This window comes from Protofrankia sp. Cj3 (assembly GCF_917627355.1).
Taxonomy (GTDB): Bacteria; Actinomycetota; Actinomycetes; order Frankiales; family Frankiaceae; genus Protofrankia.
This window is the reverse complement of record NZ_CAKJTR010000284.1, coordinates 4036-4893: the sequence shown is the minus strand read 5'-3', so window position 1 is coordinate 4893 and position 858 is coordinate 4036. Positions and strand designations below refer to the sequence as shown.

At 67.5% G+C, this 858-nt stretch carries 1 protein-coding gene; it reads right to left on the bottom strand.

All coding sequences use genetic code 11. From position 1 onward, the window contains the following. Positions 1-209 precede the first annotated feature (209 nt). A complete protein-coding gene (locus MJ783_RS22370) occupies positions 210-515 on the bottom strand; it encodes a tyrosine-type recombinase/integrase (protein ID WP_239313651.1) in 306 nt (101 codons plus the stop codon). Between the last annotated feature and the right edge of the window lie 343 nt (positions 516-858).

Here is an 858-nt window from a genome sequence, read left to right as displayed (position 1 = left end):
GGGAACCGCGCTGAGGTAGGTACCCCATCGACTGGGTGATGGATATCCGTATTCCTCGATCCCGCTCAAGCACGGGTGAAACCATCGATCAGCAAGACGGCGCCGTAGCGATGGCCGACATGACGGCATGACCAAGATGGGGATCTGACCACAGACGGCGCTTCGCGACCCCGGTCCTGCCGCGGGAAACGGCGACAGGCAGAGGAGCGTCAGGATGCCGTAGCCGCCTTTGGACGGGCCGGGAGCCCGGCGGTCAGGACGGCAGCAGCACGGCGATCCGCTTCGCTGGTCCGGTGTGCGTAGACACGCAGGGTCGTCGCCCCGCCTGAGCCATGACCGAGCCGTCCGGCAGTCGTCTGTAGGTCGACACCAGCCGCCAGGAGCTGGGTGGCGTTGTAGTGTCTGAACGACTTGACAGTCGCCTTGACGCCAGCCCTCTCAGCCACAATCGCCACGCGTTGGGTGACCGAGTCCGGGTTCCAGGGCGTGGCCCCCGCCGGGTCGTGCGAGAACACGAACGCGTCGTCCGACAGGTCCCTGGCTGAGCGCTGGGGTGCAGGGCGCGCAGGTCGCGGAGTGGGCTGGCCACTCGATCGGAGTCCTGTACCGGGTGTACGCGAAGTGCATCGACGGGGATGTCGGCGTCCAGCTCCGCCGGATCGAGGCGGAGCTCGGCATCGGCCGACCGAACGGCGCCGACCCGGCGGCACCGCCGACGCTGGTGTTGCGGCCGTGCCGCGTATGTGCCGTGAGTCGCCGAACACGATCAGACGTCGCCGGACACTCCAGAGCAGGCAACTGATCGTCTTGAACCGTGCTGAGCTGCGGAGACAGTGGAACCTGGCAGCTCAGAGGCCC